We start from the raw sequence: 22076 nt of genomic DNA, 5'->3' as shown, positions 1-22076 counted from the left end.
CAACGCCACCGCGTCCCGCTTGAACTCGTCGGGATAATTTTTCCTTGCCATCGGTGTCGATCATCTCGCTTCCCCCGCCAATCTTGCGGGATTCAGCGTGTCCAACACCTGGGGTCAGGACCCAGCCTGTTGAGTTGAATGCTGATATTGCTCGCTAAGCGTCGCCGCGTTGCGACGCCAGGTACTTCACCATCTGGCACAGGTTGACGACGGCCGCGCTCAATTTGTGGATCGTCGCGTCCCGATCCGCCACACACGACTGCCAATCGGGGAACTCCTGCGGGGCTTTCTGATTGTCGGCGTTGAGGTGCATTTTCTGCTCGATCTGGTCGCACAGATCGGCGAGGGTCAACTGACCCGGCGCGCTGCTATCGGAGAACCATTTGTCAGTCATCTGAGATCGTCGCCTTCCAAAAATCCCCGGCTTTGTCCTGAGGCTATCGGGCCGACCGCCACGAGGATTGCGCGGCCGCTCAATTCAAGTTGTAGAAGCGCTGTGCGTTGAGCCCGCCGATCTTTTCGCGGGCCTCTTCGCTGATATCCGGGCGGGTCCGCAGGTGCTTGGTGCTTTCCGGCCATTCACCGTCCCAGTGGGGGTAGTCGCTGGCGAACATGATGAAGTCGGCGCCGAGCACGTCGATCACCCCGGGCAGGATCGGTTCCTCCGGCTCGCACGTCACCCAGATGTTGCCCGCGGACAGGTACTCGTGCGGGTCGCGCCGCCAGCCGCGTTCGACCCAGTCGCCGCGCTTCTCGTAGTGCTCGTGCAGGCGATCCATGAAGAACGGGACCCAGCCCGCACCCGCTTCGAGGAAGGCGACCCGCAACCGCGGGTGGCGCTCGAAGACCCCGCCGGAGACCAGTGCCGTCATGGCCGTCATCTGATCGAACGGGAAACTGATGCAGTGCACCTGAATGTAATTGGTGAAGCGGTCCACACCGATCTTCGGCAGATGGATGCCCGGGGCGCCGTGAATGCCCAGCGGCATGTCGAGGTCGACCGCGGCGGCGTAAAAGGGGTCCAGATCGGGGTGGTCGAGGTTACGCGTCTTGAGCGCCGGCGGAACCAGAGTCGCCACCAGCCCAAGCTCTTTCGCTTCGGTCATGACGTCGATCGCCGCCTGGCCGTGCTCGATGGGGGTTACCGCGACGCCGCGCAGCCGTCCACCCGACGGGGCGCAATAACCCGCGATCCACTGGTTGTAGAGCCGGGAGAATCCCGCCCCGAACTCGGGATCCTCGAGCGTCGGGGCGCACAGCCCCAGGCTGGGGTACAACACCATGGTGTCGATGTGGTCGCGATCGGCATCCCCCAGCACGCCTTCGGTCGACCGGCAGTTGATGTCCGGCGCCTTGCTGATGCCGTGCTCGGGCGGACACCCGGCGCCCGGGCCCTGATCCTCCGGATAGTTGCGGCCTTCGAACGTCAGCCGCAGCCGCCCGTCGGTGCTGGGCTTGACGTACTGCGGCCAGCGTTTGATCGCTTCGATTGCCAACGAGGGGTTCTCGGCAACGTGTCCGTCGGCGTCGATGATGCGCATGTATTCGCAACTTACTCTCGCGCCATCGCGCTCGGTACTGCACGATGCTGACGTGACAACTCAACGGTTGACCGCCGATCAGCGAAACTCCTTCATCGCGGCGTTGTTGGGCTGGACGATGGACGCCTTCGACTACTTCATCGTCGTGCTCGTCTACGCCGACATCGCAAAGACTTTCCACCACAGCAAGGCTGAGGTCGCGTTCGTCACCACGGCCACCCTGATCATGCGTCCCGTCGGCGCGCTGCTGTTCGGGCTGTGGGCCGACCGCGTCGGTCGGCGGCTACCGCTGATGGTCGACGTGATGTTCTACTCCGTGGTCGGCTTCCTGTGCGCGTTCGCCCCCAACTTCACCGTGCTGGTGATCCTGCGCCTGCTGTACGGCATCGGCATGGGCGGCGAGTGGGGTCTCGGGGCCGCGCTCGCCATGGAGAAGGTGCCCGTCGAGCGGCGGGGGTTCTTCTCGGGGCTGCTGCAGGAGGGTTACGCGTTCGGCTACCTGTTGGCGAGCGTCGCCTCGCTGGTGGTGATGAACTGGCTGGGGCTGTCCTGGCGGTGGCTCTTCGCGCTGAGCATCATCCCGGCGCTGGTCAGCCTGATCATCCGCTACCGGGTGGAGGAGTCCGAGGTCTGGGAGGCCGCGCAGGACCAGATGAAGCTCACCAGCACCAGGATCCGCGACGTGCTGCGCGACGGGGCGATCATCCGCCGGTTCTTTTATTTGGTGCTGCTGATGACGGCCTTCAACTGGATGAGCCACGGCACTCAGGACGTCTACCCGACCTTCCTGACGTCGACCGTCAACCACGGCGCCGCACTGTCCAGCGCGACGGTCAAGTGGATCGTCATCGTCTACAACCTCGGCGCCATCATCGGCGGCCTGTTCTTCGGCACGCTGTCGCAGCGAATCGGCCGCCGCTACACCATCATCTTCTGCGCGCTGTTGGGACTGCCGATCGTTCCGCTGTTCGCGTACTCGCGCGCCGCCGCGATGCTGTGCCTCGGCTCGTTCCTCATGCAGCTGTTCGTACAGGGCGCGTGGGGTGTGATTCCCGCCCATCTGACCGAGATGTCGCCGGACGCCATCCGTGGCCTCTACCCCGGCGTCACCTACCAGCTCGGAAACCTGCTGGCCGCGTTCAACCTCCCCATCCAGGAGCGGCTGGCCGAGTCGCACGGCTATCCCTTTGCCCTCGCGGTGACGATCGTGCCGGTGCTGATCGCCGTGGCCTTCCTGACACTGATCGGCAAGGACGCCACCGGAATTCGTTTCGGCACCGCCGAAAGCGCCTTCCTGCCAACCGAAGTGACGTGAGTCATGGCTTCGCTGTGTCGAGATTGCCGCGAAGGCTGTGATTCGACGTCGATCGCGACCATGGCGGCAATGTCGAAGTCGCTCCTAGTCCGACTGGTTCAGCAGGCGCAGTAGCAGGTGCATCGCCACCGTCGTCGAGCGCTCCCGGATGTCCGAGCGGTTGCCGGGCAGCCGCAACGTGCGGGTGTCCCGGCGGCCGTTTGAGAGCTCCACCGTGAAACAGACCGTGCCGACCGGCTTTTCGGGAGAGCCACCGCCAGGGCCGGCGATTCCGGTGATCGCGACGGCGGTGTCGGCGCCGAAACGGCGTAGCGCCCCGGCCGCCATCGCTTCGGCCACCGGTTCGGACACCGCGCCGTGGGCCTCGATCAACGCCGGATCGACGCCCAGCAGTTCAGCTTTCGCATCGTTCGAATAGGCCACCACCCCCCCGGCCACGTAGTCCGACGATCCGGGCCGGTCGGTCAGTCGCGCCGCCACCAGGCCCGCCGTGCAGGATTCAGCCGTCGCGATCCGACGACCGGCCAGCGCTTGGCCGACCAGATCGTCCACGGTCGAACCATCTTCGGAGAACAGCTGTGGTGCGTGGCGGTCACGCACCAGTTGGATCAGCTTCGCGTAACTGGCGGCGGCGTCCGGCTCGTAACGCGTGACCATCTCGACCTCGCCCCGCCGCAAGCAGGTGGTGATCTCGAGCGACTCGAAGCCCGGCACCGACGCCTGAGCTTCGCGCAGCGTCTCGGCCAGGCCCGACTCGGGCAGCCCGAACATCCGCACGGTCTCCTGCCGATAGAGCGTTCGGCCGGCGATCGCCTGCTGGGCCGCGGGCGTCTCGATGGCCCGGTGCCACATCGGCTGCAGCTCGCGCGGCGGCCCAGGAAGCACGATGACCGTCGGCTTGCCGGGCACGACCACCCCGGGCGCGGTGCCGACCGGGTCGAGCACCTGCGATCCGGCGGGAATCATCGCCTGCTTGCGGTTGGCGGCGCGCACCGCCTCGAAGTCCACGCCCTCGAAGCGCGCCATCAGCTTCTTGAGGATGTTCGCGATCTTGTTCTCGGTCTCGTCGTCCAACACCAGCTCGCGGTTGCAGAACCGGGCCACCACCTCCACGGTCATGTCGTCGGCCGTCGGACCGAGGCCACCGCTGGTAACGATCAGGTCCATGCCCTGGTCCGCCATGAAGCGCAGCTGCGCCTCGATGTCTTCCGGGCGGTCGCCGCAGATCGTGATGTGCGCCAGCTCGACGCCCAGCTCCAACAGGCGGTCGGCGATCCAGGGTCCGTTGGCGTCCTGGACGCGCCCGGTGAGGACTTCGGTTCCGGTGACGACGATTCCTGCGCGTGCGCTCACCGCCATGAGCCTACTGGCCGGGCTGAGAGACAATGGGCCGATGACCGAGCTGGAGGTCGTGCAGGCCGACGTCACCAAGCTCGATCTCGACGCGATCGCCAACGCGGCCAACACGCAACTGCGGCACGGTGGTGGTGTCGCCGCGGCCATTGCCCGCGCCGGCGGCCCGGACCTGCAGCGGGAATCGACCGAGAAGGCGCCCATCGGCCTCGGGGATGCCGTCGAGACGACGGCCGGCGACATGCGGGCGCGCTACGTCATCCACGCCGCGACCATGGAGCTCGGCGGCCCCACCTCGGCGGAGATCATCGCGCGGGCCACCGCCTCCACGCTGCGCAAGGCCGATGAGCTCGGCTGCCGCACCCTCGGCCTGGTGGCCTTCGGAACCGGCGTCGGCGGCTTCCCGCTGGATGAGGCGGCGAGGCTGATGGTCGACGCCGTCCGGCGACACGAGGCGAAGTCGTTGGAGAAAGTGGTGTTCGCCGTGCACGGCGACGCGGCCGGGCGCGCGTTTCGCGACGCCGTTGCCGGCTAATCGTCTTCGAGGTAACGCTCGACCGAGGCAACCTTCTGCGTCATCGCATCGCTGACGCCGGCCCGCCAGTCCGCCTTGATCACCGTGCTGACCCGGGGCGCGCGAGCGGCCACCGCCTGGACCGCTCGCTGCACGACCGCCATGACTTCTTCCCAGCTTTCACCCTCGATCACGGTGAACATCGAATCCGTCTTGTTCGGCAGGCCGGAATCGCGCACCACCCGAACGGCTTCGGCGACGATCTCGCCGACACCCTCGCCCACACCCATGGGCGTGACGGAGAACGCGACAAGCACAGACACTCAACGAGCCTACCCAACCTTTGGGGTGTCGGCCTGGCAGCATCAAGGCCCATGCGGGTCTTGGTGCAACGGGTCGCGTGGGCGACGGTGTCGGTCGGCGGCGAAGTGGTGGGCGCCATCCGGCCCGTCGGTCAGGGCCTGTTGGCCTTCGTCGGCGTCACCCACAGCGACGATCCCGATAAGGCGCGACGGCTCGCCGAAAAGCTCTGGTATCTACGCATTCTCACCGACGAACGGTCAGCCGCCGACGTCAACGCGCCGATCTTGGTCGTCAGCCAGTTCACCCTGTATGCCGACACCGCCAAGGGCCGACGACCGTCCTGGAATGCGGCCGCCCCGGGTGCGGTCGCCGAGCCTTTGGTGGCGGCGTTCGCCGACGCGCTGCAACGGCTGGGTGCCGAGGTCCAGAGCGGGGTGTTCGGCGCGAACATGCAGGTCGAATTGGTCAATGACGGCCCGGTCACGGTGCTACTGGAGCTCTGACCCGCGATTGCAGGTACGTTGGGACAGGCCGATTCGTGACCGATCGTTAACGGGAGGGGCGACCATGAGTGCGACGCCCGAGTTTGGCTCGCTCCGTTCCGACGATGACAATTGGGACATCGTCAGCAGCGTGGGCTACACCGCCTTGCTGGTGGCCGGATGGCGTGCGCTGCATGCCGTGAGCCCGCAGCCGCTGGTCCGCGACGACTATGCGAAGGTCTTCATCGGCGCCTCGAAAGACCCGTATTTGGCGGGGATGCTCGCCAACCCGGGGACCTCCGAGGACGAGATGGCCTTCCCCCGTCTCTACGGCGTACAGACCCGGTTCTTCGACGACTTCTTCGTCGCCGCCGGCGCCGCCGGTATACGTCAGGCGGTGATCGTGGCCGCCGGCCTGGACTCCCGCGCATATCGACTCGAATGGATACAGGGCACAAGGATTTTCGAGGTCGACTTACCGAAGGTGTTGGAGTTCAAGGCGCACGTGCTCGCCCAGCACGGCGCCAAACCCAAGGCCCCCAGGGTAGAGGTGGCCGCCGATTTGCGCACCGACTGGTCGAGGGCTCTGGAGGCCGCAGGCTTCGACGTGGAACGCCCCAGCGCCTGGTCGGTGGAGGGAGTCCTGCCGTACCTGACTGACGAGGCCCAGAACACGCTCTTCACCCGGATCAGCGGACTCAGTGCGCCTGGGAGCCGGATTGCCATCGGCGCGTTGGGATCCCGTTTGGACCACGACCAGCTTGAGGCCTTGGAGGCGGCGCACCCCGGCGTCAACATGTCCGGCGACGTCGACTTCTCCGCGCTGACCTACGAGCCCCAGACCGACCCCGCGGAACAGTTGGCCGCGCACGGGTGGGCGGTCGACCCGGTCCGCAACACGCTCGACCTGCAGGCCGGTTACGGGATGACCCCGCCCGACGTCGACGTCAAAATCGACGGTTTCATGCGGTCCCAATACATCACGGCAACGCGGTAGAAAGGCCTAGGGCGTCAACAGGATTTTGACATCGTCCCCCGACCGCGACGCCGCGGTCGCGTAGCCCCTGGACGCTTCCTCCAACGGCAGCGTGGTGGTGAAGATGCCGTCGACGTCGAGGCGCCCGGACTGCAGCAGCGGGATCAATTCCGGCCAGGTGCGCTGCACCGGCGCCGTCGTCATCCGCAGCGTGATGCTGCGGATCAGGCAACCCAGGGCGTTGAGCGGGAACGGATTCATGTCGTGCACACCGACAACCGAGACCGTGCCGCCTGGCCGCACCGCGTTGAGTGCATCCGTCAGGGACGCGTCCGTGGCGACGGCATCGATCACCGCGTCGGCGCCGCGGCCCCCGGTGGCGGCGAGGATGGCCTCGACCGCCGGCGCCTTGAGGGGCGTCGCGCCCCACTTAGCGGCGCGGTCCAACCGTCCCTGCACCTGGTCGACCGCGAAAACCGTTGCGGCTCCTTGGAACAGCGCGCTGCGCAGCGAGCACAGCCCCACGGCGCCCAGGCCGATGACCGCCACGGTGCCGCCGAACGGAATATCGGCGCGCTGCGCCGCCGCCCAGCCCGTGGCAAGGTTGTCGGTGAGGAGCAGCGCCTGTTCGGTGCTGATGCCTTCCAGCACCTTGAGCAGCTGGAAGTCGGCCGCCGGCACGGCCAGCAGGTCGGCCTGCGCTCCCCCGAGCAAACCCCCGCCGAAGATCTGAAAGCCCTTGTGGCACATGACCGGATCGCGGGTGGCGCAGCCGGCGCAGGCGCCGCACCCGGTCACCGAGGACACCATGACGGGGTCGCCCACCTTGACGGTGCGTACCTCGGGCCCCGCCTCTACGACGGTGCCGATCGCCTCGTGGCCCAGCGCAATTGGGTCGGCCATCGGGAAATCGGCCTCGTAGAAGTGCAGATCGGATCCGCAGATGCCGGCGGCGGCGACCTCGACGATAGCCCCGTCGGGTCCGGGAAGGGTGGGATCGGGCCGGGTGTCGACCCGGATGCTGTGGGGCCCGTCGACGACTACCGTACGCATAGTGGCGTGCTCACTTCCTTTGCCGCACAACAAATTGTGACCAGTCGGGCTCGCGCACCGCGGCCCAGTACTCGTTGAGGCGCCACGGACTGACGGTGTGGATCTCCCCGTCGGCGTTTTTGAAGTACGAGTGTTTGACCGCGGGGTGCGCCCACACCATCTTCTTGATCTGGGTCTGCGTCCGGTCATGCCAATCGGTGGCGGCGTCGGGCTTCGGCTCCAGCGAATGCACGTCTGGGTCGGCCAGCCGCGCCAGACACTGGTCTATATAGCGCATCTGCAACTCGGACTGAAAGATGAGGCTGCCGCCGTGGGCGAGGTGGGTTCCGGGGCCGTAGATGATGAACAGATTGGGGAACTTTGGAACGGTGATGCCGAGGTAGGCGTACGGCCGGCTCCCCCACATCTCGCGCAGGTCCACCCCGTCGCGTCCGGTGATCTGCAGCGGCCACAGCACGTCGGTGTGCCGGAAACCGGTGGCGTACACGATGACGTCGACGTCGTGCGCCACACCGTCTTCGGTGACGATGCCGTGCGGGGTGATCCGCCGAATGGGCGTGCGCACCAATTCGACGTTGTCCCGCTGCAGTGTTTGCAGCCAGCTGCCGTTGTCCTGCAGGGTCCGTTTCCCGCAGGCGGGATAGTCGGGCATCACCTTGGCCAGCAGGTCGTGCCCTTCCCCGATCTGGCTGGTGATCCACTGGGAGAACATCATCTGGGCGGCGGCGTTGATGTCGCTGACGGCATGTTCCTGGTCGGTGTACTCCGGGTCGCCTTCCGCGGCGTACAGTCCCTTGTCCGATCCCGGCCAGAGGACGAGAAAGCGGTACCACCGCCCGTAGAACGGCAGGTGGCGCATGGCCCAGCGCATGCCGTCGCCGACCTCGTCGTGATACATCGGGTTGGGGAACATCCACTGCGCGGTCCGCTGAAACACGGTGAGGTGCTCGACATCCGGGGCGATGGCGGGTGCGATTTGGAAACCGCTGGCGCCGGCGCCGACGAGCGCGACGCGCTTCCCGCTGATGTCGACCGAGTGGTCCCAGGCCGCAGAGTGGAACGACGGGCCCGCGAAGCTCTCGGCGCCGTCGAAGTCCGGAATGTTGGGCCGGTTCAACTGACCGACCGCGGTGATCAGGGCACGGGCGCGCACCGTGCTCGTCCGGCCTTCGGCGCCACGCAGCCGGATGCTCCAGGTGGCGGCGTCGTCGACCCATTCGGCGGCCACAACCTCCGTATTCCACAGCACGTGCTCGGCCAGGTCGTGTTTCGTCATGACCTGGGTGAAGTAGTCCTGCAGCTCGTGCTGTTCGGCGAAGAAATGCGTCCAGTCGTTGTTGGGTTCGAAACTGTAGCAATAGAAGTGGTTGGCCACGTCGACGCGGGCACCGGGATAGCTGTTCTCCCACCAGGTTCCGCCAGGTCCGGCGTTCTTCTCCACGATGGTGAAGGGAATGTTGGCCTGCTTGAGCCGGATTCCGGCCAGGATGCCCGATTCGCCGCAGCCGACAACGAGGACCGGAATATCGGCCGCGCTGTCTGCCGGCAGGGTCGGCGGGCGGCGTGGATCAGCCCCGTCGAGGTCCATCTCTTCCAGCACCAGGGGCAGGTAGTCGTCGGTCACGTGCTCGCAGGCCGCCCAGTCCATCATTTCGCGAATGAGGTCGGGGCTCAGTGGCTTCGGCTCGGGACAACCGCGGTCCCGATACTCGGTGATCACCGGCAACGCGGCCGCGCGGGCCCGCGCCTTGTCCTCCTCGGACATGAAGCCCTGAATCTCGTTGAGGAAGACGCCCATCTGCTTGAAGTCGCGGATGAAGCGCGGGTCGCCGGTGATGTGCACGAGCGAAAGCAACAGCGTCGGGATGCTGACATCCGCGAGGGCGGCCTCGATCTCCGCCGTGGACGTGGTGAAGGGATCGCCGGCATAGGCGCTGCGCATCGAGCCGATCCTCTCGGTGAACGGGATTCCCAATTACGCTACTTACCGTTTCGTAATTGGCAGCACTACGCTACCCGCTGGCGAGGGAGGGGATCAATAGCCCGAGCGCTACGGCGCGTCGTCCACCGCGTCTTCTCTGGCCAGGATGTTTGACCCACACCGACCTCGTGGGACGACAGCGTCGGCATGTCAGCCGACAGGCCGCGCGCCGACGCCGAAGCAAACTACTGACGTTCGATCACCGACACCGTGCCGTCATTGAAGTTGGTGATGTAGACGGTGTGCGTAGCTGGATCCAGCGCCACGCCGTGCCCTAACGAGCCCCTGTCGAGGCGCACGGTTGCGGCGACAGCGTGGGTGGGCCCGTCGATCACCGCAACCGTGTCGTCAGCGTATTTGGCGACGTAAACGGTGTGGGTGCCGGGATCCGCCGCCAGCCCGTCCGGGGACTTGCCGATGGGAACGGTTGCGGTCACCAGATGGCTCGACCCGTCGATCACCGACACCCTGCCACTGCGAGAAGGGGGCGTCGAATCGTGCGCGGCGCTTTCAGGGTCCCGGGTAGCAACGTAGACGACGTTGGCACCCGGATCCACCGCCACCGAATCGGGCCACTGGCCGACCGGCACGGTCGCGGTGACACTGTGCGTCGAGCCATCGATCAACGACATGGTGTCGTCATTGGAGTTGGTGACGTAGACGAGGTGGGTGCCCGGGTCCACCGCCAGCCCGCCCAAATACTTGCCGACGCGCACCGTCGCGGTCACCGTGCGGGTCGCCCCATCGACAACAGACACCGTGCCGCCGCCATTGTGGGGGTCCGAGATGCCGACGTACACGGTATGGGTGCCCGGATCCACCGCCAGTTGCTCCGGGCTGTCGCCAACGGGCACCGTCGAGGTGACCGTATGGGTCGCACCGTCGATCACCGACACCGTGGCGTCGCCGCTGTTGGCGATGTAGACGGTATGGGTGCCCGGGTCCACGGCGACCCCGGCCGCGTGCTTCCCGACGCGCACCGTCGCGTTCACGATGCGCGTCGGCCCATCGAGCACAGACACCGTGCCGTCGCCACTTTCGGGATCCGAGTTGGCGACGTAGACGGTATGAGTGCCGGGGTCCACCGCCACCCCCGTCGGGCCCTTGCCGAGGGGCACGGTGGCGGTAACCCGGTAAGTCGGAGCACTCGAACGCGAACTCGCCGTTGGACCCTGACCTCGCGAGGGACCCCGACATCCAGACGGGAACACGGCCAACACGACGGCTGCGATGATCGCCACCACGCCGGAGACAGCCGGTCGCCATTCTCGGGTTGGTTGGCCATCGTCGCTGGCGGTCATATGGGCTCTCCCGCTCGTCCTTGGTTGTTTCGTAGTGTGCGCCTAGCTATTAACCGCGTTTGCGACTTCGCCGATTTGGTGATGTCGCGCACTCGGATCAGCCGGTGAAGGTGCCAACCGTGTCGCTGGCCTGATCAAACAGGTCACGGAGACGGGCGGCACGGGCGCGGAAATCGAACCTGTTGACCGGGTAATCGTCCGGAGGGCGCACAACCGATACGGGCATTGGTGTCGACCGCGCCTGCTTTGCGGCGAAACAATGGGTTCAAGTCGACGAATGCTCCCGGTAAGCCGGAGATGGAGGAGCGTCATGGCCTCGTTACTCACGGCCTGCAGCGGATTCCTGTTCGCCGTCTTGTGGATGGATCTCATCTTCGATGTGCAGGTCCTCCGATTTCGTTCTGCGCCAACCGATCTGCCAGAGGCCGTACTTGCCTCCATCGCGGCTTACTACCATCGCGCGACCACCACCTCGCGCCCGATGAGCCGGCTGATCGCCGCCGTCATGGTGATCCTGCTGGGCGCGTTGACCTACCAGTCCGCGCGCGGACATGACCCCTGGTGGCTTCTGGTGCTGTCGGCAGTCCTCGCGGGGAGTCCGACCATGCTGGCGTTGACGCAAACGGTTCCCGATGCGGTGCGGCTGGGGCGCCGAACAGACGGTCCGCCGGAGCAGACCCGCCTGGCGCGGTCCGTCTGCCGGGATCACCTCGTGTGCGCCGGCTGCATGTTCGCCTTCCTGGTGCTGTGGGTCGCGCGCAGCGCGGCACTTTGAGCGCCGACGGGTAGTAGTGACGAAACGCAGGTCAGGACCCGCTGGCCACGTCAATGCCGTCCGTACTAAACTAGAACACGTTTCAATTCTTTTGCATCGGTTCCGCGCCCCACAGGAGTAGGCATGCACACCGCCATCTGCGATGAGCTTGGTATCGAGTTTCCGATCTTCGCGTTCACCCACTGTCGTGATGTCGTGGTCGCGGTCAGCAAGGCCGGCGGTTTCGGCGTGCTCGGCGCGGTCGGCTTCACACCCGAGCAGCTCGAGATCGAGCTCAACTGGATCGACGAGAACATCGGCGACCACCCGTACGGCGTCGACATTGTCATCCCGAACAAGTACGAGGGCATGGACTCGCACCTGTCCGCCGAGGAGCTGGCCGACACCCTGCGCAAGATGGTGCCCCAGGAGCACCTCGACTTCGGCAAGAAGATCCTGGCCGACCACGGCGTGCCGGTCGAGGACAGCGACGGCGACAGCCTGCAGCTGCTCGGGTGGACCGAGGCGACCGCCACGCCCCAGGTCGAGGTGGCGCTCAAGCACCCGAAGGTGAAGATGATCGCCAACGCGCTCGGCACTCCCCCGGCGGACATGATCAAGCACATCCACGAGGCGGGACTCAAGGTGGCCGCGCTGTGCGGGTCGCCGTCGCAGGCTCGCAAGCACGCGGACGCGGGGGTCGACATCATCATCGCCCAGGGCGGCGAGGCCGGTGGGCACTGCGGCGAGGTGGGCTCGATCGTGTTGTGGCCGCAGGTGGTCAAGGAGGTCGCCCCCGTGCCGGTGCTGGCGGCCGGTGGCATCGGCAGCGGCCAGCAGATCGCGGCGGCCCTGGCGCTGGGCGCGCAGGGCGCGTGGACGGGCTCGCAGTGGCTGATGGTCGAGGAGTCCTCGAACACGCCGGTTCAGCAGGAGGCGTACGTCAAGGCGGGCAGCCGGGACACCGTGCGCAGCCGGTCGTTCACCGGCAAGCCGGCCCGCATGTTGCGCAACGACTGGACCGAGGCGTGGGAGGCGCCGGAGAACCCGAAGCCGCTGGGCATGCCGCTGCAGTACATGGTCTCCGGCATGGCGGTGCGGGCCACGAACCGGTACCCGAACGAGAGCGTGGACGTCGCGTTCAACCCGGTCGGTCAGGTTGTCGGTCAGTTCAACAAGGTGGAGAAGACGGCCACGGTCATCGAGCGCTGGGTGCAGGAGTACCTGGAGGCGACGAACAGGCTGGACGAACTCAACGAGGCCGCCTCCGTCTGACGGCGGAGCTAGACCTCGTCGTCGAGTTCGTCGCGGCCGCTGAACATCTCCCTCGTCCGGTCCACCGCGTACGTGCCGATGTCGATCGAGTTCTGAACGATGCCGCTGGCACCGCCGGAGATGTCACCCCGGATGATGTCGCTGGCGTGTTCGACGATGTCGGAGGCCTTCTCGACCGCGTTGGTCGCGATGTCCCTGGCCGCGTCGACCGCATCTTTCGGGCTGAAGCCCATCTCGAGTCTCCTCTCGTGGCAGGATAGTTGGTATGACTCTAGACCGGGCGTAGTGCTTAGTAGTTGACCAAGGTGCGCCAGTAGGATTCGGGGATCTCGGCCCCGGATCGCAATATTCGGGCCAGCCCGACGGCCATCGCGATGCCCAGCAGGCCCAGCCACAGGCCGGCCAGCCCGATGATCGCCCACAGCGCGGCGGTGACCACGGGCCACGGCGAGAGCACCGCCAGGAGCGGTGCGAAAAAGAAGCCCGTCCCGATGTACCACGCCGAGCCGGCACGATCCGACGCGAGGACGAAACGGAGCCAGCGCGGGACGAGGGTCTCGCCGGGCGGGCCGTCGTCCATGGCTCAGCCGCTCACTCGGACGGAGGGAAGAATCCCGCCCCGGTGAACCATCCCTCTTGCCAACCCCGCTCGCCCAGGCACAGCATGGGCAGCCCCCGATCCGACTGCGCCGCGGCTTGCGGCCCAGGGCACTTCGCGCCCGCCTGCTGCACCCCGTACAGCGGATACGAGATGACCCAGTATCCGGTGGTGGCCGCCGGGAACTGGTTGGGCGGCGGGAAGTGGCACGCCTCGGCCTGGCCGCTGGGACCCCGGCCGAAGATAAAGCGCTCATAGTTGTCACACGGCGCGCCCAACGACGCCTGATAGTTCATCCCCGGCACGTCGCCGTCGTATCCGGCTGCCGCGCACGGCGCCATCCCAATCGCAATGCCCGCTATAGAAGCGGCGCTGAGCAGTTCCCGAATCATGTTCCACCCCGCCTGTCGTCGCCGGTGACCTGCACCAAAGCATATCCATCGGGCCGTCGCTCACAAGACCGTATCGGCGGTCAGGATGGGAAACGAGGAACACGTTCCAATTTGCACCGCGCGATCTTGCGTCAACGCTTCCCAACCGTGGTGCGGCAATGGTTTATTTGCACAAAGACGACTAGACCACTTCGTCATCGAGGAGCGGGCCATGCCAACCGTCGAGCCAACCGCCAAGCCGGTCCCCAATCTCCCTCCCGGATTCGACTTCACCGATCCGGACATCCACGCCGAGCGACTGCCGGTGGAAGAACTGGCCGAACTGCGACGGACCGCGCCGATCTGGTGGAACGAGCAGCCGATGGGGGCCGGCGGGTTCGACGACGGCGGCTTCTGGGTGGTGTCCAAGCACAAGGACGTCAAAGAGGTATCGCTGCGCAGCGATGTCTTCTCCAGCCTGCAGAAGACCGCGCTGCCGCGCTATAAGGACGGCACGGTCGGCGAGCAGGTCGAACGCGGCAAGTTCGTCCTGCTGAACATGGATGCGCCGCAACACACCCGGCTGCGCAAGATCATCTCGCGGGCATTCACGCCCCGAGCCATCGAGCGCCTGCGCGGCGACCTCGCCGAGCGCGCCCGGCGCATCGTCGAGGAAGCGGCCGCCCAGGGCCGCGGTGACTTCGTCGAGCAGGTCTCGTGCGAGCTGCCGTTGCAGGCCATCGCCGGGTTGATGGGTGTGCCACAGGAAGAACGCAAGAAGCTATTCCACTGGTCCAATGAGATGGTCGGCGACCAGGATCCAGAGTTCGCCAACAACGACGCCATGACCGCTTCCGTCGAACTCATCATGTATGGCATGCAGATGGCGGCGGACCGGGCGAACAACCCGGGCGAAGACCTCGTCACCAAGCTGGTCCAGGCCGACATCGACGGCCACAAGCTTTCCGACGACGAGTTCGGGTTCTTCGTCATCCTGCTTGCCGTGGCCGGCAACGAGACCACCCGCAACTCCATCACGCAGGGCATGATGGCCTTCACCGACTTCCCCGATCAGTGGGAGCTGTTCAAGCGTGAGCGTCCCGCCACCGCGGCCGACGAAATCGTCCGCTGGGCAACCCCGGTGACGTCCTTCCAGCGCACCGCACTGGAGGACTACGAATTGTCCGGTGTGCAAATCAAAAAGGGTCAACGGGTGGTGATGGTCTACCGCTCGGCCAATTTCGACGAGGACGTCTTTGACGACCCGTTCACCTTCAACATCCTGCGCGACCCCAACCCGCACGTCGGGTTTGGCGGCACCGGCGCGCACTACTGCATCGGGGCGAACCTGGCGCGGATGACCATCGACCTGATGTTCAACGCGATCGCCGACGGCATCCCGAACCTGGAGTCGATCGGAAAGCCCGAACGGCTACGGTCCGGCTGGCTCAACGGGATCAAGCACTGGCAAGTCGACTACCACAGCAACGGCGCGAAATCCCCTGCTGCGCACTAGCATCAACCGCATGGCAACCCATCGAGCTGTTCACGTAAAGTCGGCCGGGGCACCGTTGGAACTTGTCGATGTCGAAACCAAGCCACCAGGCCGTGATGAGGCGCGGCTAACGGTCACCGCCTGTGGAATCTGCGGTACGGACGCACACTTTGTCGCCGGTGGCTTCCCGGGCATGACGTGGCCGTTGACCCCCGGGCACGAAATCGCCGGAACGATCGCCGAGCTCGGGGCAGGTGTCGAGGGTTTCGCCGTCGGCGATCGAGTCGCGGTCGGGTGGTTCGGCGGTTGCTGCTACCACTGCGATGAGTGCCGGAAAGGCCACTTCATTCATTGCGAGAACGGGAAGGTCCCCAGTTACCAGTATCCGGGCGGCTACGCGGAATCGGTGACTGTCCCGGGAAGTGCGCTCGCCCGCATACCCGCAGGGCTTTCCGACGCAGAAGCCGCGCCGATGGGCTGCGCCGGGGTTACCACATACAACGCGTTGCGTCATACGAAGGCGGTGCCCGGCGACCGGGTCGCCATCCTCGGTGTCGGCGGGCTCGGCCACCTCGGGGTGCAGTTCGCCCGGGCGATGGGTTTCGAGACCATCGCCATCGCTCGTGGCAGCGGCAAAGAGGAGGACGCCCGGAAGTTGGGCGCCCACCACTACATTGACTCCACCGCCGCCGATCCCGCAGAAGCGCTGAAGGCCCTGGGCGGAGCGGCGGTCGTGCTGGCGACCGCGGGCAACTCGCCGGCGATGGCCGCAACCGTCGGCGGAATATCGCCACAAGGCGAGCTCGTCACCATCGGCGTCACGCCCGAACCGTTGCCGATCAGCCCCATCCAACTGATCACACCGGGGGTCAGCATCGTCGGCCATCCTTCCGGCACGGCGAAAGACGTTGAAGAGACGATGCATTTCGCCGTGCTGTCCGGTGTGCGGGCGTGGGTCGAGGAACTACCGCTGTCACAAGCCGCCGACGGATACGCGGCGTTGGAGCAAGGGCGTGCGCACTACCGCACAGTGCTGACGATGTGATTACAGTCGGCCTATGACCGACGAGTGGAGCTTAGACGCGGCCGACGGCGAGTTACTTGTTGCCACCGGCGTTCGCGGGCGGGCGGCGCGAATGGGCCATCGTCTCACCATCGCCATGACCCGCTGGCATGCAAGCGTCGGCTGGGCCGGCTCGGAACCCGCCACCGTGGAGCTTGTGGTCGAAACGGATTCCCTCGAGGTGTTGCGCGGCGAGGGCGGAGTGAAGGGATTGTCAGGTCCCGAGAAGGTTTTGGTGCGGTCCAACGCCTTGAAGTCGTTGGACGCCGGCCGGTTTCCCGAGATCCGCTTCCTTGCACGTGCCATCGACAAGACCGGCGACGGGTACCGGCTCACCGGCCAACTCGAAGTCAAGGGAAAGTCACGGGATCACGTAATCGATTTGCGCACAGAGGATCTCGGGGACGCGTGGCGTATGTCCACCGAATCGACGGTCCGGCAGACCGACTACGGCATCAAGCCGTACTCATTGCTGATGGGTTCGGTCCAGGTCGCCGACGACGTTTCGGTGTCCTTCACCGCGATGCACGCGAAAACCGCCTGAGCGGCTGCCCCGCAGTCGACGTCAGGGCTGCGGCTGGGCGGGCGCCTGCGGTGCCGAGGCGCCCGTCGCGTCGCCGGTGTCGCCCGGTATGTGTTCGAGCATCCGCGTCAGGTAGGGCTGCCGGTTATTGGGTTCCGGCTGCTGCTCGTCGGGCGCGGCGGCCTCCGTGATCGGTTCGCTGGCCTGAACTTTCGCCTGCGGGGTCAGCGGCGCGACGACCGGGGGCGGTGCGACGGCCTCGGCGACCTGCGGCGTCGGTGCGGGCTCTGTGTGCCGAGGGACGGGTTTGCTGGCCGGGGCCAGCTGAATACCCACCGCAAGCGATATCGAGGAGACAAAGGTGACCACACCGGCGGCCAGCGTTGTCACCGCCCCGGCGTACGACGGCTTTCGCGGCGCCGGCGGCGCGGCGGCGGATTCACCGGGGTGCACCACCAGCTGGTCGTCGGTGAACTCGGTGCTTCGGGCGGCGGTCAGCGCCGCGCCCCGCGCGATGGTCACCTGCGCCATTCCTTGCACGAATACCGGCACCGGCAGCGTCTTTTCGAGCTGCCAGGACAAGCCGTCGATGTCGCTGTGCGCGCCGATGACCACCACCCCGGCCGGCTGCCAGCCATTCCGGTCGAACATGCCGGCCAGCCAGCGAGTCAGGCCGTCGAAACCGCCGCGCACCTGCTTGGTCGCAGTCTGCGTTTCCCCGTCGCGGGTATCGACCATGACGACGGTCGTCGAGTCGTTTTCAAGGAGACAGACCGCGGTCTGCTCGTAGCCGATGACCGGCGCGATGGCCTGCGCGAGTGTCTCGACGGCATCGAGTTGCCGGACCGGCACGACGTTGTCGAAGCCAGTATCGGTGAGAGCTTCCAGCAGCAATGCGGTCTGGGCCGCCGCGTCGTCGTTCCACGTCACCCCGATGACCCGCAGCCGATGGTCGCTGGCGGCCGCCTGCGCTTCCACCCGTGCGATCTCGTCCGCTACTTGCTCCGCGGTACTCACAGCGCGCGCGCCGCGACCGGCGTCCAGCGCCAGCTCCTGATGATCCAGGATGGTGCCGTCTGCGCCGTGCCCTTCAGCGAGGACCCACCCAACGGCGGTCGGCGTCACTGATAGCCCAAGTACCGTATCCAAACTCATGCCCCAATCGGTCCCGGACCTCCGACACCCTCAGCCGCGCCCACGCACACCAGAAACCCCTGGTCAGGTGGGTCGTGAGGGCCGGAACGGACCGAGACAACGTGGTCTCCATCGGCTTGCTCCGTGAGAGCCTACGCGGTCGGCGCAAGTCCGGCTGCCCCGGTTCGACCTCGCCGGAGAATCGGCCCGTCGGGAACCAATCGATGCGTCCGCGGGACGCGCAGGTGGGAGGAGGGCGGTCGGCGGCGGAAAACCACACCTTCCTCTCGCGGCGATAAACGTCTTACGGGTATCGAACCGACCTTTTCTGCGGTGGTTCGGCGTCGCGGAGCCGCCGGACGTCATGGCGGGATCCAATATATCGGCTTTGCGCTTTTGGCCCCGCCCGCGGCAGACCCCGCTGCCAGGCGTTTTGCGTCGCCTGGTCGCCAAAGCCTGGCGCCGGCCGACGGTGCGAACGTCGCGGCGCTCTTATCCCGCGAGCGCAATAGGGCGGGGGAATTGCGATACCAAACTGAGACACCCCCGCGTCCAGATCGACATTCGGGCTATTCGCACGGTAAATTCCTGCCTGAGACGACGGTCACATACGACAAGGGGCAGGAATGACAGTTGTGAGCGAGATGGTCCGGGCCTGGGGGCGCCGGCTTTTAGTCGGTGCGGCAGCTGCCGTCACCCTCCCGGGGCTGATCGGTCTTGCCGGCGGCGCCCCGACCGCGGGAGCGTTCTCGCGCCCGGGCCTGCCGGTTGAATACCTGCAGGTGCCGTCGGCGGGGATGGGACGCAACATCAAGGTCCAGTTCCAGAGCGGCGGCAACGGCTCCCCCGCCGTGTATCTGCTCGACGGGTTGCGTGCCCAGGACGACTACAACGGCTGGGACATCAACACGCCGGCGTTCGAGTGGTACTACCAGTCGGGCCTGTCGATCGTCATGCCCGTCGGTGGCCAGTCCAGCTTCTACAGCGACTGGTACAGCCCGGCCTGCGGCAAGGCGGGCTGCTCGACCTACAAGTGGGAAACCTTCCTGACCAGTGAGCTGCCGCAGTACCTGGCCTCCAATAAGAGCGTCAAGTCCACGGGCAGCGCGGCGGTCGGCATCTCCATGGCCGGCTCCTCGGCGCTGATCCTGGCCGCCTACCACCCGAACCAGTTCATCTACGCCGGCTCGCTGTCCGCCTTGATGGACCCCTCGCAGGGGATGGGGCCCTCCCTGATCGGTCTCGCGATGGGCGACGCCGGCGGCTACAAGGCGAACGACATGTGGGGCCCGTCGAGCGACCCCGCGTGGCAGCGCAACGACCCCACGCTGCAGATCCCCAAGCTGGTGGGCAACAACACCCGGCTCTGGATCTACTGCGGTAACGGCACACCGTCGGAGTTGGGCGGGGCGAACATGCCCGCCGAGTTCCTGGAGAACTTCGTCCGCAGCAGCAACCTGAAGTTCCAGGACCAGTACAACGCGGCCGGCGGCCACAACGCGGTATTCAACTTCAACGCCAACGGAACACACAGCTGGGAGTACTGGGGAGCCCAGCTCAACGCCATGAAGCCGGACCTGCAGGGCACCCTGGGTGCCACTGCCGGCGGCGGCGGATAGCCTCACCTGCCCCGAGGTCGCTGCTGCGCCCGACGACGACGCCGTCGGGCGCAGTAGTGCGTCATGGCCCGTTTTGTGTCGGCCAATCAACGCGTCGCGGCGAATTGGTCGGTGACATCCGTCCAAGCCGTCGCGTCCCTGCGGTGATCGTTCATGTTGCGGCACTGGCCGTAGACGCGTAGGACGCCGAGGTGCGGTTCGTCGTCGTGGCGGTAAACGATCACCGTGACGCCATCCTTGGTGAGTGTCTTCGCGAACGCGTGATTGTTGGGTGGTAGGCCCTCGGCCCAGCCATCGCCGGTCAACGTCGCGGCAAACCGGGTGATGTAGGTGTCGGCCGGTGCCGTGGCGGGCAACGAGAACGTCAGGTAGATCGAGCCCTGATACGGCGGGTCGTCGCGGTTTTTGCAGGACATCAGCGAGTAGCCCGCCGAGGACGCCTGCAGACCCGTCGCGGTGACGATGTGCTGGGCCGATTGGACGACCTGAGCCTTCGATTGATCGTCGCTCACCGGACTGGCGGGATGGTCAAGGGCGTCGGCGGGCGTCGAATGCAGCCGATCCACGATGATGAGCGCCGCGCCGAGCAACAGGGGAATCGCCAGCGCGACGGCAATCAGCGCACGAATCTGCCTCGAGCGCAAGGATTTCCCGCGCTTCCCGCCAACGCGGCGCGGGCGGCGATTGTCCATGGTCGACGACATCAGCACCTCAGGCTAACTCCGAAATGCGCGCGTATCCGGTGCTGCCGCAGAATCATGGTCATGCAGAGCCGGTGCCTGACCCTGGTTACCCGCTACGCCGGCATGGTCGTCGGGCTGGCGATCCTCGTCGCATCGCCCGCGAGGGCCGACGATGCGAGCCCGCTCACCGAGTTGGTCGACGCCGCCGCGCAGCGGTTACAAATCGCCGAGCAGGTGGCCGCCTTCAAGTGGGTCAGTCGCGGGGCCGTCGAAGACCAGGGACGCGTCCGGCAAGAACTCGCCAAAATGGCCGCCCAGGCCTCGGCCCGGCGGATCGACCCCGACTACGTCACCCGGGTATTCGGCGACCAGATCCGCGCCACGGAGGGCATCGAATACAGCCGGTTCGCGGATTGGAAGCTCAATCCCGCCGCCGCCCCGGCCGAGTCGGCGGACCTGTCGGCGTCGCGGTCGGAGATCGACGACCTCAATGAAACGATGCTGAACCAGGTCGTGGCCAACTGGGACCTGCTGCATTCGACGGCCTGCCCCGCGCAACTCGGGCTCGCCACAAGCGGCGCCATCCGCGCCCGCGGCCTCGACGCCCTCTATCAACGGGCGCTGGCGTTAGCAACTCAGTCATATTGCCAGCAATAATTTAATTTTTCCTCATCGGTTTCTAACACTTTCTTTTTTCTCAGCGATATTGCCGTTTCCCCAGATAGAAGGCATATCTCGCGGCATTTTCGAATGGGTAACGCTTTGGCCACAGCGCCCGAAATCCATGACATGGAAATTCTCTGCAAGCCCCTCGTCAAGTCCCTGGCGGTCGGCGGGTTCGTTGCAGCGTCGATAGCTTCGTCCACCGGTATAGCCACCTCCGCACCCACGCCCAACTGGGACGCGATCGCCCAGTGCGAGTCCGGTGGCAACTGGCACGCCAACACCGGAAACGGCAATTACGGTGGACTCCAATTCAAGCCGGGTACCTGGGAGCGGTACGGCGGCGTCGGCAACCCGGCGGCCGCGTCCCGAGAGCAGCAAATCGCCGTAGCCAACCGGGTTTTCGCCGACCAGGGGGTGGAGGCGTGGCCGAAGTGCGGCGCCAATTCGGGCCTGCCGATCGGTTGGTACTCGCACCCCGCGCAGGGCATCAAGGAGATCATCAACGGGCTGATCCAGGCGGCGGCGCCGCACTGACGATCAATGTCCTCGCGGTCTATGACCGAGCGGCAAGCTGTGTTTGGATCAGGCCATGGAAGGTTCGGCGACTGTTCATATGGCGGCGTCTGCGGACAAGATCTGGGATCTCATCGCAAACGTTCGCAACGTCGGCCGGTTCTCCCCTGAAGTGTTCGAGGCCGAGTGGCTGGGCGACGCCAGTGGCCCGGCCCTCGGCGCGAAATTCCGTGGTCATGTGCGGCGTAACGAGATAGGGCCGGTGTATTGGACGACGTGTGAGGTGACCGCGTGCGAGCCCGGCCGCGAATTCGGGTTCGCGGTGCTGCTCGGCGATCGGGCGGTCAACAACTGGCACTACCGGTTGGCGCCCAGCGGCGGAGGCACCGACGTGACCGAGTCTTTCCGGCTCAACCCGGCCCCGTGGCTCGGCCTGTACTGAATCGCCCTGGTTCAGCCGGAGGCTCGGGTTATTGGATTCCGACCAGGGGTTGGTCGCTCCTTGGTGCATCGTAGAACGTGGCTTCGAACTCGGTAGGTGGAACGTCGCCGAGATAGCTGTG

At 66.1% G+C, this 22076-nt stretch carries 24 protein-coding genes and 1 pseudogene; 13 read left to right on the top strand and 12 right to left on the bottom strand.

Annotated features, from left to right (window positions below; translation table 11 throughout):
- Nucleotides 1-154 precede the first annotated feature (154 nt).
- Entirely contained in the window at nt 155-394 is a 240-nt protein-coding gene (locus tag H7J89_RS25520) for a hypothetical protein (RefSeq protein WP_264047951.1), read from the bottom strand.
- A gap of 79 nt (nt 395-473) precedes the next feature.
- Entirely contained in the window at nt 474-1541 is a 1068-nt protein-coding gene (locus H7J89_RS25515) for an amidohydrolase family protein (RefSeq protein ID WP_264047949.1), read from the bottom strand.
- A 52-nt stretch (nt 1542-1593) separates the two neighbouring features.
- Here H7J89_RS25515 and H7J89_RS25510 point away from each other — a divergent pair, with 52 nt between their 5' ends.
- Nucleotides 1594-2856, top strand: coding sequence for a sialate:H+ symport family MFS transporter (locus H7J89_RS25510; RefSeq protein ID WP_264047947.1), 1263 nt, complete (start codon nt 1594-1596; stop codon nt 2854-2856).
- A gap of 84 nt (nt 2857-2940) precedes the next feature.
- Here H7J89_RS25510 and H7J89_RS25505 read toward each other — a convergent pair whose 3' ends face one another.
- Complete coding sequence (locus H7J89_RS25505) at nt 2941-4209, bottom strand: competence/damage-inducible protein A (RefSeq protein ID WP_486348264.1); 1269 nt, start codon at nt 4207-4209, stop codon at nt 2941-2943.
- A gap of 40 nt (nt 4210-4249) precedes the next feature.
- Between H7J89_RS25505 and H7J89_RS25500 the strand changes: the two genes are divergently transcribed.
- Nucleotides 4250-4744 (top strand): macro domain-containing protein, encoded by a 495-nt coding sequence (locus H7J89_RS25500; RefSeq protein ID WP_264047943.1) that lies wholly within the window; start codon nt 4250-4252, stop codon nt 4742-4744.
- On the opposite strand, the gene H7J89_RS25495 is transcribed toward H7J89_RS25500, so the two are convergent.
- Nucleotides 4741-5046, bottom strand: a complete 306-nt coding sequence (locus tag H7J89_RS25495) for an MTH1187 family thiamine-binding protein (RefSeq protein WP_264047941.1) — start codon at nt 5044-5046, stop codon at nt 4741-4743. The two genes, H7J89_RS25500 and H7J89_RS25495, sit on opposite strands and share 4 nt — an antisense overlap.
- Before the next feature lie 51 nt (nt 5047-5097).
- Between H7J89_RS25495 and dtd the strand changes: the two genes are divergently transcribed.
- Together dtd and H7J89_RS25485 are read left to right on the top strand one after the other, a co-directional pair.
- The gene (gene dtd / locus H7J89_RS25490; RefSeq protein WP_264047939.1) at nt 5098-5529 is read left to right on the top strand and encodes a D-aminoacyl-tRNA deacylase; all 432 of its coding nucleotides are present in this window, start codon (nt 5098-5100) and stop codon (nt 5527-5529) included.
- A 64-nt stretch (nt 5530-5593) separates the two neighbouring features.
- Nucleotides 5594-6505, top strand: a complete 912-nt coding sequence (locus tag H7J89_RS25485) for a class I SAM-dependent methyltransferase (RefSeq protein WP_264047937.1) — start codon at nt 5594-5596, stop codon at nt 6503-6505.
- A 6-nt stretch (nt 6506-6511) separates the two neighbouring features.
- Here H7J89_RS25485 and H7J89_RS25480 read toward each other — a convergent pair whose 3' ends face one another.
- From H7J89_RS25480 to H7J89_RS25470, 3 genes are all read right to left on the bottom strand, one after another.
- Nucleotides 6512-7537, bottom strand: coding sequence for an alcohol dehydrogenase catalytic domain-containing protein (locus H7J89_RS25480; protein WP_264047934.1), 1026 nt, complete (start codon nt 7535-7537; stop codon nt 6512-6514).
- Between the two features lie 10 nt (nt 7538-7547).
- Complete coding sequence (locus H7J89_RS25475) at nt 7548-9479, bottom strand: flavin-containing monooxygenase (RefSeq protein WP_264047932.1); 1932 nt, start codon at nt 9477-9479, stop codon at nt 7548-7550.
- A 224-nt stretch (nt 9480-9703) separates the two neighbouring features.
- On the bottom strand, nt 9704-10636 hold the full coding sequence (locus H7J89_RS25470) for a beta-propeller fold lactonase family protein (protein WP_264047930.1): 933 nt from the start codon (nt 10634-10636) through the stop codon (nt 9704-9706).
- A 493-nt stretch (nt 10637-11129) separates the two neighbouring features.
- Between H7J89_RS25470 and H7J89_RS25465 the strand changes: the two genes are divergently transcribed.
- Together H7J89_RS25465 and H7J89_RS25460 are read left to right on the top strand one after the other, a co-directional pair.
- Nucleotides 11130-11594, top strand: coding sequence for a hypothetical protein (locus tag H7J89_RS25465; RefSeq protein ID WP_264047929.1), 465 nt, complete (start codon nt 11130-11132; stop codon nt 11592-11594).
- Between the two features lie 123 nt (nt 11595-11717).
- Complete coding sequence (locus H7J89_RS25460; protein ID WP_264047927.1) at nt 11718-12848, top strand: nitronate monooxygenase; 1131 nt, start codon at nt 11718-11720, stop codon at nt 12846-12848.
- 8 nt (nt 12849-12856) lie between these two features.
- On the opposite strand, the gene H7J89_RS25455 is transcribed toward H7J89_RS25460, so the two are convergent.
- From H7J89_RS25455 to H7J89_RS25445, 3 genes are read right to left on the bottom strand one after another with little or no spacing between them, the layout of a single operon-like run.
- On the bottom strand, nt 12857-13081 hold the full coding sequence (locus H7J89_RS25455; RefSeq protein WP_264047925.1) for an Rv1893 family protein: 225 nt from the start codon (nt 13079-13081) through the stop codon (nt 12857-12859).
- A 56-nt stretch (nt 13082-13137) separates the two neighbouring features.
- Nucleotides 13138-13428: a hypothetical protein gene (locus H7J89_RS25450; protein ID WP_264047923.1), complete on the bottom strand. Its 291-nt coding sequence runs from the start codon at nt 13426-13428 to the stop codon at nt 13138-13140.
- 11 nt (nt 13429-13439) lie between these two features.
- Nucleotides 13440-13838 (bottom strand): hypothetical protein, encoded by a 399-nt coding sequence (locus H7J89_RS25445; protein ID WP_264047921.1) that lies wholly within the window; start codon nt 13836-13838, stop codon nt 13440-13442.
- Between the two features lie 211 nt (nt 13839-14049).
- On the opposite strand from H7J89_RS25445, the gene H7J89_RS25440 reads away from it, so the two are divergent.
- Genes H7J89_RS25440 through H7J89_RS25430 form a run of 3 tightly spaced genes read left to right on the top strand, consistent with a single transcriptional unit; the run spans nt 14050 to nt 16919 of the window.
- Nucleotides 14050-15333, top strand: coding sequence for a cytochrome P450 (locus H7J89_RS25440; RefSeq protein ID WP_264047920.1), 1284 nt, complete (start codon nt 14050-14052; stop codon nt 15331-15333).
- 10 nt (nt 15334-15343) lie between these two features.
- Nucleotides 15344-16357 carry an alcohol dehydrogenase catalytic domain-containing protein gene (locus tag H7J89_RS25435; protein WP_264047918.1) on the top strand — a complete coding sequence of 338 codons (1014 nt, stop codon included), beginning with the start codon at nt 15344-15346 and terminating at the stop codon, nt 16355-16357.
- Nucleotides 16358-16370: 13 nt separating this feature from the next.
- A complete protein-coding gene (locus tag H7J89_RS25430; RefSeq protein ID WP_264047916.1) occupies nt 16371-16919 on the top strand; it encodes a YceI family protein in 549 nt (182 codons plus the stop codon).
- Nucleotides 16920-16940: 21 nt separating this feature from the next.
- Here H7J89_RS25430 and H7J89_RS25425 read toward each other — a convergent pair whose 3' ends face one another.
- Complete coding sequence (locus H7J89_RS25425; RefSeq protein WP_264047953.1) at nt 16941-18047, bottom strand: DUF7159 family protein; 1107 nt, start codon at nt 18045-18047, stop codon at nt 16941-16943.
- 611 nt (nt 18048-18658) lie between these two features.
- Here H7J89_RS25425 and ag85B point away from each other — a divergent pair.
- The gene (gene ag85B, locus H7J89_RS25420) at nt 18659-19651 is read left to right on the top strand and encodes a diacylglycerol acyltransferase/mycolyltransferase Ag85B (RefSeq protein ID WP_264047913.1); all 993 of its coding nucleotides are present in this window, start codon (nt 18659-18661) and stop codon (nt 19649-19651) included.
- Between the two features lie 86 nt (nt 19652-19737).
- Here ag85B and H7J89_RS25415 read toward each other — a convergent pair whose 3' ends face one another.
- Nucleotides 19738-20355, bottom strand: a complete 618-nt coding sequence (locus H7J89_RS25415; protein ID WP_264047911.1) for a lipoprotein LppJ family protein — start codon at nt 20353-20355, stop codon at nt 19738-19740.
- 54 nt (nt 20356-20409) lie between these two features.
- Between H7J89_RS25415 and H7J89_RS25410 the strand changes: the two genes are divergently transcribed.
- From H7J89_RS25410 to H7J89_RS25400, 3 genes and pseudogenes are all read left to right on the top strand, one after another.
- Complete coding sequence (locus H7J89_RS25410) at nt 20410-20991, top strand: chorismate mutase (protein ID WP_264047909.1); 582 nt, start codon at nt 20410-20412, stop codon at nt 20989-20991.
- Nucleotides 20992-21084: 93 nt separating this feature from the next.
- On the top strand, nt 21085-21534 hold the full coding sequence (gene rpfC, locus H7J89_RS25405; protein ID WP_264047907.1) for a resuscitation-promoting factor RpfC: 450 nt from the start codon (nt 21085-21087) through the stop codon (nt 21532-21534).
- Between the two features lie 37 nt (nt 21535-21571).
- Nucleotides 21572-21952: pseudogene (locus H7J89_RS25400) on the top strand (SRPBCC family protein); the annotation flags it as partial.
- Between the last annotated feature and the right edge of the window lie 124 nt (nt 21953-22076).

The organism is Mycobacterium paraffinicum, from assembly GCF_025822865.1.
Lineage (GTDB): Bacteria > Actinomycetota > Actinomycetes > Mycobacteriales > Mycobacteriaceae > Mycobacterium > Mycobacterium paraffinicum.
The sequence above is the reverse complement of the archived record's forward strand: the minus strand, read 5'-3'. Positions and strand labels throughout refer to the sequence as shown.

Coding starts and splice junctions, on each gene's coding strand:
- H7J89_RS25520 (WP_264047951.1), bottom strand. CDS start 394: ATGACTGACAAATGGTTCTCCGATAGCAGCGCGCCGGGTCAGTTGACC.
- H7J89_RS25515 (WP_264047949.1), bottom strand. CDS start 1,541: ATGCGCATCATCGACGCCGACGGACACGTTGCCGAGAACCCCTCGTTG.
- H7J89_RS25500 (WP_264047943.1), top strand. CDS start 4,250: ATGACCGAGCTGGAGGTCGTGCAGGCCGACGTCACCAAGCTCGATCTC.
- dtd (WP_264047939.1), top strand. CDS start 5,098: ATGCGGGTCTTGGTGCAACGGGTCGCGTGGGCGACGGTGTCGGTCGGC.
- H7J89_RS25485 (WP_264047937.1), top strand. CDS start 5,594: ATGAGTGCGACGCCCGAGTTTGGCTCGCTCCGTTCCGACGATGACAAT.
- H7J89_RS25480 (WP_264047934.1), bottom strand. CDS start 7,537: ATGCGTACGGTAGTCGTCGACGGGCCCCACAGCATCCGGGTCGACACC.
- H7J89_RS25475 (WP_264047932.1), bottom strand. CDS start 9,479: ATGCGCAGCGCCTATGCCGGCGATCCCTTCACCACGTCCACGGCGGAG.
- H7J89_RS25465 (WP_264047929.1), top strand. CDS start 11,130: ATGGCCTCGTTACTCACGGCCTGCAGCGGATTCCTGTTCGCCGTCTTG.
- H7J89_RS25460 (WP_264047927.1), top strand. CDS start 11,718: ATGCACACCGCCATCTGCGATGAGCTTGGTATCGAGTTTCCGATCTTC.
- H7J89_RS25455 (WP_264047925.1), bottom strand. CDS start 13,081: ATGGGCTTCAGCCCGAAAGATGCGGTCGACGCGGCCAGGGACATCGCG.
- H7J89_RS25450 (WP_264047923.1), bottom strand. CDS start 13,428: ATGGACGACGGCCCGCCCGGCGAGACCCTCGTCCCGCGCTGGCTCCGT.
- H7J89_RS25445 (WP_264047921.1), bottom strand. CDS start 13,838: ATGATTCGGGAACTGCTCAGCGCCGCTTCTATAGCGGGCATTGCGATT.
- H7J89_RS25440 (WP_264047920.1), top strand. CDS start 14,050: ATGCCAACCGTCGAGCCAACCGCCAAGCCGGTCCCCAATCTCCCTCCC.
- H7J89_RS25435 (WP_264047918.1), top strand. CDS start 15,344: ATGGCAACCCATCGAGCTGTTCACGTAAAGTCGGCCGGGGCACCGTTG.
- H7J89_RS25430 (WP_264047916.1), top strand. CDS start 16,371: ATGACCGACGAGTGGAGCTTAGACGCGGCCGACGGCGAGTTACTTGTT.
- ag85B (WP_264047913.1), top strand. CDS start 18,659: ATGACAGTTGTGAGCGAGATGGTCCGGGCCTGGGGGCGCCGGCTTTTA.
- H7J89_RS25415 (WP_264047911.1), bottom strand. CDS start 20,355: ATGTCGTCGACCATGGACAATCGCCGCCCGCGCCGCGTTGGCGGGAAG.
- H7J89_RS25410 (WP_264047909.1), top strand. CDS start 20,410: ATGGTCATGCAGAGCCGGTGCCTGACCCTGGTTACCCGCTACGCCGGC.
- rpfC (WP_264047907.1), top strand. CDS start 21,085: ATGGGTAACGCTTTGGCCACAGCGCCCGAAATCCATGACATGGAAATT.